The organism is Kribbella sp. NPDC049227, assembly GCF_043197265.1.
Taxonomy (GTDB): Bacteria; Actinomycetota; Actinomycetes; order Propionibacteriales; family Kribbellaceae; genus Kribbella.
Genome location: NZ_JBICST010000011.1, coordinates 296,160 through 310,303, shown reverse-complemented (window position 1 = coordinate 310,303; position 14,144 = coordinate 296,160). Strand labels below are relative to the sequence as shown.

General features: G+C 68.4%; 14 protein-coding genes. 3 read left to right on the top strand and 11 right to left on the bottom strand.

Going from position 1 to position 14,144, the window contains the following annotated elements:
* Window positions 1–4 precede the first annotated feature (4 nt).
* The 3 genes from ACGFH6_RS42440 to ACGFH6_RS42430 form a co-directional block, all read right to left on the bottom strand.
* Window positions 5–2,578, bottom strand: a complete 2,574-nt coding sequence (locus tag ACGFH6_RS42440) for a phenylalanine--tRNA ligase subunit beta (protein ID WP_393396602.1) — start codon at window positions 2,576–2,578, stop codon at window positions 5–7.
* A complete protein-coding gene (gene pheS / locus ACGFH6_RS42435; RefSeq protein WP_393396600.1) occupies window positions 2,578–3,687 on the bottom strand; it encodes a phenylalanine--tRNA ligase subunit alpha in 1,110 nt (369 codons plus the stop codon). The genes ACGFH6_RS42440 and pheS overlap by 1 nt, the downstream gene beginning before the upstream one ends.
* A 126-nt stretch (window positions 3,688–3,813) precedes the next feature.
* Complete coding sequence (locus ACGFH6_RS42430; protein ID WP_393396598.1) at window positions 3,814–5,337, bottom strand: MFS transporter; 1,524 nt, start codon at window positions 5,335–5,337, stop codon at window positions 3,814–3,816.
* A gap of 55 nt (window positions 5,338–5,392) precedes the next feature.
* On the opposite strand from ACGFH6_RS42430, the gene ACGFH6_RS42425 reads away from it, so the two are divergent.
* Entirely contained in the window at window positions 5,393–6,094 is a 702-nt protein-coding gene (locus ACGFH6_RS42425) for a TetR/AcrR family transcriptional regulator (RefSeq protein ID WP_393396596.1), read from the top strand.
* Here the strand turns inward: ACGFH6_RS42425 and ACGFH6_RS42420 are convergent.
* From ACGFH6_RS42420 to infC, 4 genes are all read right to left on the bottom strand, one after another.
* The gene (locus ACGFH6_RS42420; RefSeq protein WP_393396594.1) at window positions 6,084–6,902 is read right to left on the bottom strand and encodes a TrmH family RNA methyltransferase; all 819 of its coding nucleotides are present in this window, start codon (window positions 6,900–6,902) and stop codon (window positions 6,084–6,086) included. The genes ACGFH6_RS42425 and ACGFH6_RS42420 overlap by 11 nt on opposite strands.
* 28 nt (window positions 6,903–6,930) lie before the next feature.
* On the bottom strand, window positions 6,931–7,323 hold the full coding sequence (rplT, locus tag ACGFH6_RS42415) for a 50S ribosomal protein L20 (protein ID WP_131367113.1): 393 nt from the start codon (window positions 7,321–7,323) through the stop codon (window positions 6,931–6,933).
* Between the two features lie 79 nt (window positions 7,324–7,402).
* Window positions 7,403–7,597 (bottom strand): 50S ribosomal protein L35, encoded by a 195-nt coding sequence (gene rpmI / locus ACGFH6_RS42410; protein ID WP_133802843.1) that lies wholly within the window; start codon window positions 7,595–7,597, stop codon window positions 7,403–7,405.
* A gap of 84 nt (window positions 7,598–7,681) precedes the next feature.
* The gene (gene infC / locus ACGFH6_RS42405; RefSeq protein ID WP_393396646.1) at window positions 7,682–8,413 is read right to left on the bottom strand and encodes a translation initiation factor IF-3; all 732 of its coding nucleotides are present in this window, start codon (window positions 8,411–8,413) and stop codon (window positions 7,682–7,684) included.
* A 280-nt stretch (window positions 8,414–8,693) separates the two neighbouring features.
* On the opposite strand from infC, the gene ACGFH6_RS42400 reads away from it, so the two are divergent.
* Entirely contained in the window at window positions 8,694–9,083 is a 390-nt protein-coding gene (locus ACGFH6_RS42400) for a DUF1844 domain-containing protein (protein ID WP_393396591.1), read from the top strand.
* A 33-nt stretch (window positions 9,084–9,116) separates the two neighbouring features.
* Here the strand turns inward: ACGFH6_RS42400 and ACGFH6_RS42395 are convergent, their stop codons facing one another.
* From ACGFH6_RS42395 to ACGFH6_RS42380, 4 genes are read right to left on the bottom strand one after another with little or no spacing between them, the layout of a single operon-like run.
* Window positions 9,117–9,890: an LLM class F420-dependent oxidoreductase gene (locus ACGFH6_RS42395; protein WP_393396589.1), complete on the bottom strand. Its 774-nt coding sequence runs from the start codon at window positions 9,888–9,890 to the stop codon at window positions 9,117–9,119.
* 59 nt (window positions 9,891–9,949) lie between these two features.
* Window positions 9,950–10,864, bottom strand: coding sequence for a carbohydrate ABC transporter permease (locus tag ACGFH6_RS42390; protein WP_393396587.1), 915 nt, complete (start codon window positions 10,862–10,864; stop codon window positions 9,950–9,952).
* Window positions 10,861–11,739: a carbohydrate ABC transporter permease gene (locus tag ACGFH6_RS42385; protein ID WP_131516111.1), complete on the bottom strand. Its 879-nt coding sequence runs from the start codon at window positions 11,737–11,739 to the stop codon at window positions 10,861–10,863. The genes ACGFH6_RS42390 and ACGFH6_RS42385 overlap by 4 nt, the downstream gene beginning before the upstream one ends.
* Window positions 11,739–13,034 (bottom strand): ABC transporter substrate-binding protein, encoded by a 1,296-nt coding sequence (locus tag ACGFH6_RS42380; RefSeq protein WP_393396584.1) that lies wholly within the window; start codon window positions 13,032–13,034, stop codon window positions 11,739–11,741. The genes ACGFH6_RS42385 and ACGFH6_RS42380 overlap by 1 nt, the downstream gene beginning before the upstream one ends.
* Window positions 13,035–13,119: 85 nt before the next feature.
* On the opposite strand from ACGFH6_RS42380, the gene ACGFH6_RS42375 reads away from it, so the two are divergent.
* On the top strand, window positions 13,120–14,136 hold the full coding sequence (locus ACGFH6_RS42375) for a LacI family DNA-binding transcriptional regulator (RefSeq protein ID WP_393396582.1): 1,017 nt from the start codon (window positions 13,120–13,122) through the stop codon (window positions 14,134–14,136).
* The last annotated feature ends 8 nt before the right edge of the window (window positions 14,137–14,144 follow it).

Sequence of the window (14,144 nt, the reverse complement as noted above, 5' to 3'; positions counted from 1 at the left end):
ACGACTAGCCGACCCGCTGGACGGCGCCGAAGCGATCGACGGCGACCTGGACCGCGGCCTGCCGCGCGTCGGCCACCTCGTTCTCCTTCAGCGTCCGGTCCGCCGCCCGGAAGCGCAGCGCGAACGCGAGCGACTTCTTGCCCTCGCCGATCTGCTCGCCGGTGTACAGGTCGAACAGCCGGACCGACTCCAGCAACTCGCCGGCGCCCTCGACCAGCGCCGCCTCGACCTCCGCCGCGGCCACGTCGGCTGGGACGATCAGCGCCACATCCTCCTTGGCCACCGGGTACGACGAGAACGGGTGTGCCGCGATCGACGCCGGGCCGGCCGTGATCAGGGCCTCCAGGTCGAGCTCTACCGCACTCGACCGCGCGGGCAGCCCGAACGCCTGACACACCTTCGGATGCAGCTCACCGGCATGACCGACGACCTTGCCGTCGACGGAGAACTCCGCACACCGGCCCGGATGCCACGGTGCCTGCTCGCCGTTGCGCACCTTCGGCTCGACGCCGACGGCCGATGCGATGGTCCGGGCGAGCTGCACGGCGTCGGCCCAGCCGACCGGCTGACCCTTGCCCCACCAGCCCGTCGGCGTCCGCGCACCGGTCAGCACCACCCCGACGTGCAGCGGCTGGTCCGGGAGCGCGTCGTTCAGGGTCTGGATCTCGGCGTCGCTCGGGCGCTGCTCGACCGGCAGCAGCGGCGCCGGCTTCGACTCGCCCTTCGGCAGGAACACCAGACCGGTCTGGAAGATGGCCAGATCGGTGGCGCCACGGCCGACGTTGCGCTCGGCGGTCCGCAGCAGCGTCGCCAGCAGCATGGTCTGCATCGACGGCTCTTCGTCGGAGATCGGGTTGACCAGCTTGACCGTCGTACGACGCGGGTCGTCGGCGGGCAGGCCCATCGCGTCGAAGTCCGCTTCACCGGTGAACGGGTAGGACACGACCTCGGTCAGGCCGGCGCCGACCAGCGCGGTGGCGACCCGGCGGCGACGGCGCTGCGCCACGGTCAGACCCTGACCACCCGGCGCGGACGGCAGGATCGACGGGACGTTGTCGTAGCCGAACAGGCGGATGACTTCCTCGGCGAAGTCGTTCGGATCCTGCAGATCCGGCCGCCACGACGGCGGCGTCACACTCAACAGGTCGTCCCCGGCGAGCTCTCGCCCGTCGACCGTGGTCACGCCGGCCTCGGCCAGCGCCGAGGCGTGAGCGCCGGCCGCCAGCGGGGTCGCCACGGCGTCTGCGGCGGCCGGTGCCACCGTGCAGCCGACCGACTCCAGGTGGCGGACCGTCTCCCCGAGCGTGATCGGGGCACCAGCGACGCGGGCAGCATGGTCGGCCCGGATCGTCGCCGGCTCCGGCAGTGCGTGGGTGTCGACGACGGTTTCGTCGGCCTCGATCGTGCCGCCGGCCAGGTCGGCGAGCAGGTCGGCGACGCGCTGAGCGGCGTACCGCGGCAGCAGCGGGTCGACCTCGCGCTCGAACCGCCGGGACGCCTCGGACGACAGCTTGTGCCGCCGCGACGCGCGCGCGATCACGATCGGGTGGAAGTGCGCGGCCTCGATCACCACATCGGTGGTCGCGTCCGAGATCTCGGTGGATGCACCACCCATCACCCCGGCGACGCCGATCGGGCCGGAGTCGTCGGTGATCAGCAGGTCCTCGGCGTCCAGCTCGCGGGTCTGGTCGTCCAGCGTCATCAGCTTCTCGCCGGCGGTCGCCCGGCGTACGACGATCTCGCCGCTCAGCCGGGCCTTGTCGTAGCCGTGGATCGGCTGACCGAGCTCGAGCATCACGTAGTTGGTGATGTCGACGCCGATCGAGATCGGCCGCATCCCGGACGCGAGCAGCCGCTTCTGCATCCAGCGCGGCGACAGCGCCTTCGGGTCGATACCGGTCACCGTGCGGGTGACGAACACGCTGCACGCCTCGGGGTCGTCCACCCGCACCGGGTAACCGCCCTGGCCCGAGCCGGTCAGCGTCAGACCGGCCGGATCCTTGAGCTCCACGCCGTACGCCGTGGCCGCCTCGCGGGCGACGCCACGGATCGACAGGCAGTAGCCCCGGTCCGGCGTGACCGCGATGTCGAGTACGTCGTCGCGCAGGGCCAGCAACTCGATCGCGTCGTCACCCGGCACGGCCTCACCCGGCTCCAGGACGACGATGCCGTGCGAGCCGTCGTCACCGAGACCGAGCTCCGAGCTGGAGCAGATCATGCCGCTGGAGACATGGCCGTACGTCTTCCGCGCGGAAATCGCGAACCCGCCCGGCAGCACCGCACCCGGCAGGACGACGACGACCAGGTCGCCGACCTCGAAGTTGTTCGCACCGCAGACGACCCACTGCGGCTCGTCCTTGCCGATGTCCAGCGAGCACCAGCGGATCGTCTTGCCGTTCTTCTGCGGCTCGTCCTCGTACGTCAGCACCTTGCCGACCACCAGTGGCCCGGTCAGGTCCGACTCCTCGACGGTCTCGACCTCGAGGCCGGCCCGGATCAGCTTCTCCCCGACATCGCGGCCGGTGACCTCGGCCGGGAGGTCGACGTACTCACGAAGCCATGACAGTGGGACCCGCATCAGATCTCCATCCCGAACTGGCGGCTGAACCGCACGTCGCCCTCGACCATGTCCCGCATGTCCTCGACCCCGTTGCGGAACATCAGCGTCCGCTCCAGGCCCATCCCGAACGCGAAACCGGAGTACCGGTCGGTGTCGATGCCGCAGGCCTGCAGGACGCGCGGGTTCACCACGCCGCAGCCACCCCACTCGATCCAGCCCTCGCTGCCACAGGTGCGGCACGGGCGGTCCGGGTTGCCGACGGACGCGCCGCGGCAGACGAAGCACTTCAGGTCCACCTCGGCCGACGGCTCGGTGAACGGGAAGAAGTTCGGCCGCAGCCGGGCCTCCAGGCCCTCGCCGAACATCGAGACGACGAAGTGGTCGAGCGTGCCCTTCAGATGCGCGAGAGTGATGCCCTCGTCCACCACCAGGCCTTCGACCTGGTGGAAGACCGGCGTGTGCGTCGCGTCCAGCTCGTCGGTGCGGAACACCCGGCCCGGGACGACCACGTAGATCGGTGGCTTGCGGGTCAGCATCGAGCGCGCCTGCACCGGCGAGGTGTGGGTCCGCAGCACGGTCCCGGAGCCGGCCGGCTCGACGAAGAAGGTGTCCTGCATCTGCCGGGCCGGGTGGTCCGGCTGGAAGTTCAGTGCGTCGAAGTTCAGCCACTCGGCCTCGACCTCGGGGCCTTCGGCGACGTCCCAGCCGAGCGCGGTGAACACGTCGGCGACCTGCTCCGAGATCAGCGACAACGGGTGCCGCGCGCCGAGCTCCGGGGTGTGCCAGGGCAGCGTCGCGTCGACCCGCTCGGTGGCGAGCATCCGCTCCTCGTGCTCGGCCTCCAGTACGGCGAGCCGGCCGGCGAAGGCCTCGTTGATCGCCTTCCGGGCCGCACCGATCCGCTGCCCGGCCTCCTTGCGGGCCTGCGGCGGCAGCGCGCCGATCTCCCGGTTGGCGAGCGCGATCGGCGACTTCTCTCCGAGATGCGTGCCCTTCGCGTCCTGCAGCGCGGCCAGATCGGCCGCCTCGGTAAAGGCCTGCAGCGCCTCGTCGCGGGTCCGCTCCACCTCTTCGGCGTGCAACGGCGTCACTTCGACCGGGTCGTAATCAGTGTTGGGACCGGACATGGCTCGCTCTCGATTCGGAACTTCTGCGGATTGCAGTCTAGGAACCTTGACCCGCCAAGCGTGAATCGGCTGTCCATCCAGCGGCGACCCGCCCCGGCGCTGGAGTGCCGGGGCGGGGTACCGGGATCAGGAAGGTGTGTCCGCGGTCGCTGCCGGCACCGGCTCCTCCGGCGCGTTGTCGCTCCGGCGCCTGGGCAGGACGAGCAACGCGACCACGGCACCGGCCAGGGCGCCGATCCAGCCGACCGTCATCGAGATCGACATCGCCTTGGTGAAGGCGGTGCGTGCGCCGTCCAGGAAGTCCGGGCCGAGGGCGATGGTGTCCGCGATCGACTTGCGGGCCGGTTCCGGGACCGAGTCCGGCAGGGACGAAGAGTAGGCGGCCGCCAGGACACTGCCCAGTACGGCGACCGACAGAGCGGCACCGGTCTGCTGGACAGTGTCATTCATGGCCGAACCGACGCCGCGGTGGTCCGGCGGGACCGCCGACATCAGCAGCGTGTACGCCGCGGGTCCGGCCAGACCGCCGCCGACCCCCATGACCAGCAGCCCGACGATCAGCAGGCCGTAACCGGTCGAGTCGGACACCTGGGTGAGGATGCCGAAGCTTCCGGCGATGACCGCCAGACCGATCACGATCAGCGTCCGGTCCGCCAGTTTCTTGCCGAGTGTCGCCCCGAGACCGTTGAACACCGTGGCCGCGACGGCGTACGGGATCAGCGCGAGGCCGGCCTTCAGCGGGGTGTAGCCGAGGACGAACTGCAGGTACTGCGTCAGCGCGAGCAGCAGTCCGCCGGCGGTGAACGAGAGCAGCACGATCGAGAAGCTCGTGCCACTGAAGTTGCGGTCCCGGAAGAGCGCGAGCGGCACCATCGGGTGCTCACTTCGCTTCTCCCACAGGGCGAACCCGGCCAGACCGATCACACCGACCGCCAGCCCACCGAGCACCTTCGCCGAGCCGATCCCGTCGGCCGGGATCGAGATGATCGCCCAGACGATGGCGGCCATGCCGATGATCGACAGCACCGCACCGGCCGGGTCGACCTCCCGGGCCGGTCCACGCGACTCGGGGATCAGAGCGAGGGTGCCGATGATCGCCAGGATTGCGATCGGCACGTTCAGCAGGAAGATCGAGCCCCACCAGTAGTGGTTCAGCAGCACTCCGCCGACCGTCGGACCGGCGATCACACCGACCATCGCGACCATCGACCAGCCGGCCATCGCCTTGCGCTGCTCCTCCGGCGGGAACACCGTGAACAGCAGCGACAGCGTGCTCGGCATCAACAGCGACCCGCCGACACCCATCAGCCCGCGGCAGGCGATCAGCTGCCACGGCGTCTCGGCCAGCGTGGCCAGGACCGAAGCCACGCCGAACAGTGCGAGGCCGAGCAGCAGCATCTTCCGCCGGCCGAACCGGTCGGACAGGCTGCCCGCAGTCAGCAGCAGGCCGGCGAACGCCAGGATGTAGGCGTCGATCACCCATTGGATGTCCGCCGGTGTCGCGTCGAGATCCCGCATCAGCGAGGGGATCGCCAGGTTGAGCACGGTGTTGTCGACGACGAGCACCAGCAGGCACAAGCACAGGATCATCAGGATCCACCAGCGTCGCGGATGACCGGTCGCGGTGGACTCGAACGGTGTACTAGTCACTCGCACACTGTACGACAAGCTCGTACAGTGTGCGAGTCCTGAGTAGCATGGCGGCATGAAGGAACCGATCTGGACCCGGGAACGCAAGGCACCGCCGCGCGAGACTCTCAGCCGGGAGCAGATCGTGAAGACCGCGATGGCGATCCTGGACTCCGAAGGCGTGACCGGGCTGAGCATGCGCAAGCTGGCGGCCAGGCTCGATGCCGGCGCGACCAGCCTCTACTGGCACGTGCCGACCAAGGACGACCTGGTCGACCTGCTCATCGACGAGGTGTGGGGCGAGATCGACGTCCCCGAGCCGGAGCTGGCCGGGTGGCGGAGCGGGGCGATGCTGTTCGGGCACAGCCTGCGGTCCGCGGTGCTGCGGCATCCGTGGCTGCCCGAGGTGATGTACACCCGGCCGAGCCTCGGCCCGAACGCGATGTCGCTCGGGTCCCGCGGCCTGGTGCTGTTCGAGGCGGGCGGCTTCGCCGACCGCGACATCGACCTGGCGATGAGCAGCGTGATGTCGTACGTCCTCGGCACGGTCAGCGCCGAGGTCGCCACCCGCGAGATGGTCCGCAAGTCCGGCAGGTCCGAGGAGACCTGGGTCAGCGAGATGATGGAGCAGGCTCAGGCCGTGGCCAGTGAGTACCCGGAGATGCAGAAGTCGGTCCGCCGCCGGACCTCGCTCGGTCTCGACTCCAGCCTCACCGAGAACTTCGTGTTCGGCCTCGACGCTCTCCTCGACGGCCTCGCGACCCGCGTTACGAAGTAGCGGTACGCCGCTGGGCGCGGGCCGACGCGTAGAGGCAGACGGCCGCGGCGGTGGCGAGGTTGAGCGACTCGGCCCGGCCGTAGATCGGGACCTTCACCGAACGGTCGACGATCGCGTCGAACCCGTCGGGCAGTCCGTGCGCCTCGTTGCCGAACAGCCAGACGGTGGGCTTGGCGAGGGTGCCGTCGTCGATACAGGTGTCCAGGTCGCTGGCGCCGTACCCGTCGGCTGCCAGCACCTGCAGGCCGTGATCACGCCAGGCTTTGACGGCTTCGTGGATGTCGACGTCGGTCGTGATCGGCACGTGGAAGATGCTGCCGACGCTGGCCCGGACCGCCTTCGGGTTGTGCGGGTCGACGGACTCCGACGACAGTACGACGGCATCCGCCCCGGCTGCGTCCGCCGTCCGGATCAGGGTGCCGACGTTGCCGGGGTCCCGGACCTGCACGCCGGCCGCGACCAGCTTCGTGGTGGGTCCCAGCTCCAACTGGACGTTGACGAGCGAGCAGACGGCGACCACGCCCTGCGAGGTGACCGTCTCGCTGAGGGCTTCGATGGCGGCCCGGTTGACCTCGAACCACGCGACGCCCGCGGCGCCGGCCAGGTCGCGCAGATCGCGATGCCGGGTCGCGACGTCCGGTTCGGCGTACACCTCGAGGACGAGTTCGCGATGTTCGAGCGCCTCGCGGACCGCTTGCGGGCCCTCCACCAGGAACCGGCCGGACTTGCGCCGGAACGCACGTGTGGCGAGCCGCCGGGCCTGCTTGATCCGCACGGACTGTGCGGTCAGCAGACCAGGGCTCGCCACTCGAGTGCTACTTGAGAAGGGTGGTGGATCAGGCCGCGGCGTCGCTCTTCGGCGCGTTCACGTCGGCCGGCAGGGCGGCCTTGGCCACCTGCACCAGCGCGGAGAACGCGGCCGGGTCGTTGACGGCCAGGTCGGCGAGGATCTTGCGGTCCACCTCGACCTCGGCCAGCCGCAGGCCCTGGATGAACCGGTTGTAGGTCAGGTCCTCGGCCCGGACCGCAGCGTTGATCCGCTGGATCCACAGCTTGCGGAAGTCGCCCTTGCGCGCCTTGCGGTCACGGTAGGCGTAGACGAGCGAGTGGGTGACCTGCTCCTTGGCCTTGCGGTACAGCCGCGAGCGCTGGCCGCGGTAACCGCTGGCCTGCTCGAGTACGACCCGGCGCTTCTTGTGGGCGTTGACTGCCCGCTTCACGCGTGCCATGAGGTGTTACTCCTTGTATTTCTGCGCCGGAGACGGACTGGGCCCACTCGGCGGGGATGTTCGGGGGGAAGGGCGGTGCTCAGATGCCGAGAAGCTTCTTGGCCTTCTTCGCGTACGACGGCGCGACCTCGACGGTGCCGCTCAGACGGCGCTTGCGCTTGGACGACTTCGCCTCGGCGAGGTGGCGGATACCGGTCTGCTCGCGGCGGACCTTGCCCGAGCCCGTGATCCGGACGCGCTTCTTCATCCCCGAGTGGGTCTTCATCTTCGGCATGGCTATGTACTCCTGTTGTTCTTTCGTTGACTCGAACTCGGTGCCGTGCTCCGGCTGTCCTCACGGCCGGCCGGAGCAATCACGTCACTCCGGGTCGAGGTTGTCTGCCGGACCCTTCGGCTTCTTCGTGGAGCCGGCGGCTCGCTCGGCCTCGTGCGCCTGAACCTGCTCGGCGCGCTCGGCGCGCTCCGCCTGGTGCTCAGCCTCACGCTCGGCCTGCTTCTTCGCCTTCTCGGCCTCCACGTCCACGCGCGCCTCGGACTTCTTCTTGTGCGGTCCGAGCACCATGATCATGTTCCGGCCGTCCTGCCGCGGCGAGGACTCGACGAAGCCGAGCTCGCTCACGTCCTCGGCCAGCCGCTGCAGCAGCCGGAAGCCGAGCTCCGGGCGGGACTGCTCACGTCCGCGGAACATGATGGTGATCTTGACCTTGTCACCGGCACGCAGGAACCGGACGACGTGACCCTTCTTGGTCTCGTAGTCGTGCGGGTCGATCTTCGGCCGAAGCTTCATCTCTTTGATGACCGTGTTGGTCTGGTTCCGGCGGGACTCGCGCGCCTTCTGCGCGGTCTCGTACTTGTACTTGCCGAAATCCATCAGCTTGCAGACCGGAGGCCTTGCGGTCGCAGCGACCTCGACCAGGTCGAGGTCGGCCTCCTGTGCCAGCCGAAGTGCGTCCTCGATCCGGACGATGCCTACCTGCTCACCGTTCGGTCCGACCAGTCGCACCTCGGGAACGCGGATGCGCTCGTTGACGCGCAGTTCAATGGTGATGGGTCCTCCTGGGTTGTGCTCGTTTCGGTGCCACCTCGTGATCGCGGTGAGAGCCCGGGAACGACAAAGGCCCTCGTGCGATTCACACGAAGGCCCAATTCCCAGATCGACGACGCCCCAACCCCTCCGGGTGGTACGCCGTACGATCGCTTCGATTCTCCGGATGTCCTCCAGAATCTCTCAGCGTGACCGGGACCCGCCGACTGTGCATCGACTGGGTGGGAGGTGGCCCTCCGCTTAGACTTGAACCTCTGGATCGCCTCGAGTATTCCGCTCAGGGGTCACCATCAGACCAGGTCGGTCGCCGTGTAAGAGTAGCAGCATGACCGACTCAGGTGCCACTTCGCAGTCCGGCCCCACGCCCGACCCACTGTCGACGGTGTCGCGCGACATCGCCGACGTACCCAGCGTGGAGATCATCTCGACCGCTGCCCTCCACCTGATGAGCGCCGCCGCCGTCAACCTCGGCCTCGCCGAAGACCTCCCCGACCACAAGGACCTCGACGAGGCCCGCTCCCTCATCGACGCACTGGCCGGCCTCCTCGACGCCTCGGCCCCCAGCCTCGGCCACCACCACGCCGCTCCCCTCCGCGACGGCCTCCGCTCCCTGCAACTCGCCTTCAAGGAATCCTCGACCGTCCCCGACGAGCCAGGCCAGGGCCCCGGCGAGAAATACACCGGCCAAGTCCACCCAACAGCTGCCGGCAGGTAACCCGTTACGAGTCCTCGGGGGCGAGGATGAGCGTCAGGCGTTCTGTTCGTCGCGCCAGGCGATCCAGCGGCGGATGGTGTCGAGGTCGTAGTCGGGGCCGCTGGTGGAGACCGTGAACAGGCTGACGCCGAGCTCACGCAGCGGCGGACCGACCTGCCACGGATCGCCGCCGACATGGACGGAGCGCTCGATCGTCGCCGGGTCGCGGCCGATCTCGGCGCAGTACCTGTCGAGCAGACCGAGCTTTCGCACCAGGTCCTCGCCCTCGGCGAAGGTGTTCCAGATGTCGGCGTGCCGGGCGACGACGCGGAGCATCTTCTGCTCGCCACCACCGGCGATCAGGATCGGCATCGGGCCGACCGGCGGCGGGTTCAGCGCGGCGAGGCGCTTCTCGATCCGCGGCAGGGCATCGGCGAGTTCGGCCACCCGGCGCCCGGGGGACGGGAACTCGTACCCGTACTCGAGGAACTCGCGTTCCTTGAAGCCGGCACCGATCCCGAACACGACCCGCCCACCGCTGATGTGGTCGACGGTCCTGGCCATGTCCGCCAGCAGGTCAGGGTTGCGGTAGGTGTTGCAGCTGACCAGAACCCCGAGGTCGATCCGGGACGTCTGCTCGGCCCACGCGGCGAGAATCGTCCAGCCTTCGAAGTGCTTGCCCTCGGCCACCTTGCCCAGCGGGAAGAAGTGGTCCCAGGTGAACAGGATGTCCGCGCCCAGGTCCTCGACCTCGGCGGCGGCCCGGCGGATCGCGGCGTACTCGGCGCGCTGCGGTGCCACCTGGGCACCGATGCGGACTGGTCTCATGGAGGTACTCCCTCAGCTGCGGTACGTCTCCTACCCGATCATGCTGACTGACAGGAAGGTCAGCCCTTGACGGCGCCTTCTTCGACGCCCTTGAAGAAGAAGCGTTGGAGGGTCGCGAAGACGATCACGATCGGGATGAAGGCGATCATGGTGCCCGCGGCGATGAGGCGAGGGTTGTTGCTGAACGTGCCGGACAGGTACTGCAGTCCGACGGTCAGGGTGTACTTGTCCGGGTCGGTGAGCACGATCAGCGGCCAGAGGAAGTCGTCCCACGCGCCGATGAACGCGAAGATCGCCACCACGCTGATGGTTCCGCGCACCGACGGCAGCCCGATGTAGACGAACCGCTGCCACGCATTCGCGCCGTCCACGATCGCCGCGTGATCGACCTCGATCGGCAGCGACCGGAACGCGTTGTACATCAGCAGCACGTTCAGGGCGCCGATCATGCCGGGCAGCGCGACGCCGAACAGCGTGTTCGCCAGTCCGAACTCCCGCACCGTCACGTACTGCGAGATGATCGTGACCTCACCCGGCAGGACGAGCGTGGCCAGGAACAGCCCGAGCACCAACTTGCGGCCGCGGAACTGCAACCGGGACAACGCGAAGCCGGCCAGCGACGCACCGAGGACATTGCCGCCGACCACGAGTACGGCGACGACCAGCGAGTTCCGGGCGTAGTCCCAGACCGGGATCGTGTCGGTCACGGCCTTGTAGTGGTCGAACGTCGGCTGGGCCGGCAGCAGCTTCGGGATCCGGGTGTAGATGTCCTCCCCGGATCCCTTCAGCGACGTGGACAGCTGCCACAGGAACGGCCCGATCGTGATCAGCAGCACGAACACGAGCAGCAGGTACCGGACCACCTTCTCCCGTGGCGAGACGGTGTTGAACCCGAAGGATCCGCGACGGCGACCGGCCGGAGGACCCGAAGACTCCTTGACCACAGGCCGCACCGGATCAGTCACTGTGGTCATGCTTCCGCTCCTCGACGGTTCAGGCGGGCCAGCACCAGCATCGGTACGACGGTGACGAAGAACAGCACGATCGACAGCGCCGACGCGTACCCGAGGTTGCCCTCGAAGCCCTGGCTGTACTGCTGGATCAGCATCACGACCGAGTTGTCCCGGCCACCGGGACCGCCCTTGCCACCACTGAGGATGAACAACTCCGAGAACACCCGCAGCGCCGACACCGAGATGAGGATCGAGATCAGGATCATCGTCCCGCGCACCCCCGGCACGGTCACGTAGAAGAACCGGCGGACCGGTCCCGCTCCGTCGACCGCGGCCGCCTCGTGCAGTTCACGCCCGACGTTCCCGAGGGCGGCCAGGTAGATGATCATGTAGTACCCGAGCCCCTTCCAGATCGTCAGACTGATTGCGCTGAGCAACAACAACCACTGGTCGGACAGGAACGGCAACGGACCGGAGATGACCCCGAGCTTCTCGGCCAGTCCGTTGACCAGACCGCGATCGTCGAGGATCCACTGCCAGATCAGCGCCACCACCACGGCCGAGGCCACCACCGGCGTGTAGAAAGCGGTCCGGAAGAACGTGATCCCGGGCAGCTTCTTCTCCACCAGTACGGCGAGCAGCAGCGGGAAGACGGTCAGGAACGGCAGGCACACCACCATGTAGATGACGCTGTTCAGCAACGCCCAGCGCAGCTGCTCGTCGTGCAGCAGGGTCTCGAAGTTCTTCAGCCCGACGAAGGTGCCGCCGCCGATCGGCCTGGCGTTCGTGAACGACAGGATGACGGTGTTGATCGACGGCCACAGGTTGAACACCAGCAACCACGTGAGTGCTGGGATCACCAGCACCCACGGGGTGAACCAACGGTTGTACCGCATTACTGGGTGAGAAGCTGGTTGGCCTTCGCCACCGCCGCGTCGAGGGCCGCCTGCGACGACATCTTGCCGGCGATCGCGAGCGAGATCTGCTGACCGATGAAGTCGTTGGTCGCGCCGCTGATCACCGGCGGCTGCAGCACCTTCGCCTTGGCCAGCGACTCGAACGCGAGCACCTTGGCGTCGCTCTCCGGCGTACCGTCACTCTTCGAGAAGTACGGGTCGGACGCGGACGCCTTGGTCGACGGGAAGATGTTCACGATCTTGGCGAACGCGGCCTGGTTCTCGGCGTTGGTGACGAAGCGGGCCAGCGCGATCGCGGCCGCCTGGTTGTTGGTCTTGGCCGACACCGACAGGCCCTGCACGTACAGCGGCGGGGTGTCCAGCGCGGGCGACGGGACGACCTTGCCCTTCAGCGACGGGTTGTCCTTCTGGAAGTCCTGGATCGCGTTGCCGCCGCCGGTGGTCCAGGCGACCTTGCCCTGGGTGAAGAGCTTGGAGTTGCCCAGGTACTCCTGGGTCAGGATGTCGCGGGGCAGGTAGCCGGCCTTGTAGGCGTCGCGGTACTTGTCCAGCAGCGCGGCGGCCTCCGGGGTGTTGAAGACGAACTTCGTGCCGTCGTCGGACAGGATCTTCACGCCGGCGTTGGTGAAGTCACCGATGCCGGGCAGCCGGCTCATCAGGTACTCCTTGCCGCCGGTCTTGTCGTGCATCACCTTGGCGGCCGCGAGCAGTTCGTCGAAGGTCTTCGGCGGGTTCTTCACATCGAGCCCGGCCGCGGCGAACTTGGTCGCGTTCCAGTAGTCGATGTCGGTGTTCAGGTACCACGGATAGCCGAACGTGCCGTCCATGCCCTGGTACTGGTACGCCTGGACGCCGCCCTCGACGTACTCGTCCTTGATCTTCGGGTCGGCGGCCGCGACGTCGAGCAGCATGTTCTGCTTGGCCAGCGAGAGCGCGAAGTCCGGCGGGAGATTGGTGACGTCGGGCAGCTGACCGGCCGACGCCTGGCTCAGCACCTTCTTGTCGTAGCCGTCGCCCGGCTGGTCCAGCCAGGTCACCTTGGTGCCCGGGTACTTCGCCTCGAACGCCTTGATCACACCTTCGACGTACGAGGTGAACTTCGGCTTCAGGGCCCAGGTCTGGAAACTCACTTCGCCGGTCACCTGGGCATTGGCGTCGACGGTCGGCTTGGCGCCGCTACTACTGGAGTCGTCGGACGAGCCGAGGCCACAACCGGCCAGAGTGAGAGCCGCGGCGGCAAGAGCTGCCACCGGAGCCAGACGACCTCTACGCATGGATTCTCCTGGGTTTGATAAACCGGTATAGCTCCTGCACTATCCACATCGTAGAATCCGCTGTCAAGGGTGGAGGAGGTGCCAGATGGCCAGACCGACGATCGCCGACATCGCGATCCGCGCGGGTGTGTCCAAGGGGGCGGTGTCGTTCGCGCTGAACGGGCGGCCGGGGGTCAGTGACGCGACCCGGGAGCGGATCCTGAAGATCGCCGAACAGATGAGCTGGCGGCCGCACAGTGCGGCGCGGGCGCTCGGCGCGTCCCGGGTCGACTCGGTCGGGATGGTGATCGCCCGGCCGGCCCGCACGCTCGGCGTGGAGCCGTTCTTCGCGCACCTGCTGTCCGGCGTGCAGTCCGGCCTGTCCGCGGAGTCGATCTCGCTGCAGTTGCTGATCGTCGAGGACACGGCGACCGAGGTCGAGGTGTACCGCCGGTGGGCCTCGGAGCACCGGGTCGACGGCGTGATCCTGGTCGACCTGAAGGTCAAGGACCCGCGGATCGACGAGCTGAAGGCGCTCGAACTGCCGGCCGTGGTGATCGGCGGACGCGGCGGCAAGGGCGCGCTCGCCTCGGTCTGGGCCGACGACCGTGACGCGATGCTGTCGATCGTGGAGTACCTGGCCGCCCTCGGCCATCGCCGGATCGCCCACGTCGCCGGTACGCCGCTGTTCCAGCACACCGTGCGCCGGATCAAGGCCGTCCGGGACGCGGCGCCGCGACTCGGCCTGGTCGACGCGCCGTCGCTGACCACGGACTTCAGTGACGCCGAAGGCGCGGCGACGACCCGCAAGCTGCTGTCCCAGGCGAACCGGCCGACCGCGATCGTCTACGACAGCGACGTGATGGCGGTGGCCGGCCTCGGGGTGGCGATGGAGATGGGCGTCTCGGTGCCCGGCGACCTGTCCATCGTGGCCTTCGACGACTCGATCCTGACCCAGTTGATGCACCCGGCACTGACCGCGCTGTCGCGCGACACCTTCGAGTTCGGGCGGCAGGCGGCCGAGGTACTGCTCGAGGTCATCGCCGATCCCACCCGGATCGTCAACCGCCGCACCGCCGACCCGGTCCTCACCGTCCGCGAGTCCACCGCTCCCCCGGCGTAAACTTGGCG

Coding starts and splice junctions, on each gene's coding strand:
- ACGFH6_RS42440 (WP_393396602.1), bottom strand. CDS start 2,578: ATGCGGGTCCCACTGTCATGGCTTCGTGAGTACGTCGACCTCCCGGCC.
- pheS (WP_393396600.1), bottom strand. CDS start 3,687: ATGTCCGGTCCCAACACTGATTACGACCCGGTCGAAGTGACGCCGTTG.
- ACGFH6_RS42425 (WP_393396596.1), top strand. CDS start 5,393: ATGAAGGAACCGATCTGGACCCGGGAACGCAAGGCACCGCCGCGCGAG.
- rplT (WP_131367113.1), bottom strand. CDS start 7,323: ATGGCACGCGTGAAGCGGGCAGTCAACGCCCACAAGAAGCGCCGGGTC.
- rpmI (WP_133802843.1), bottom strand. CDS start 7,597: ATGCCGAAGATGAAGACCCACTCGGGGATGAAGAAGCGCGTCCGGATC.
- ACGFH6_RS42400 (WP_393396591.1), top strand. CDS start 8,694: ATGACCGACTCAGGTGCCACTTCGCAGTCCGGCCCCACGCCCGACCCA.
- ACGFH6_RS42395 (WP_393396589.1), bottom strand. CDS start 9,890: ATGAGACCAGTCCGCATCGGTGCCCAGGTGGCACCGCAGCGCGCCGAG.
- ACGFH6_RS42390 (WP_393396587.1), bottom strand. CDS start 10,864: ATGACCACAGTGACTGATCCGGTGCGGCCTGTGGTCAAGGAGTCTTCG.
- ACGFH6_RS42385 (WP_131516111.1), bottom strand. CDS start 11,739: ATGCGGTACAACCGTTGGTTCACCCCGTGGGTGCTGGTGATCCCAGCA.
- ACGFH6_RS42380 (WP_393396584.1), bottom strand. CDS start 13,034: ATGCGTAGAGGTCGTCTGGCTCCGGTGGCAGCTCTTGCCGCCGCGGCT.
- ACGFH6_RS42375 (WP_393396582.1), top strand. CDS start 13,120: ATGGCCAGACCGACGATCGCCGACATCGCGATCCGCGCGGGTGTGTCC.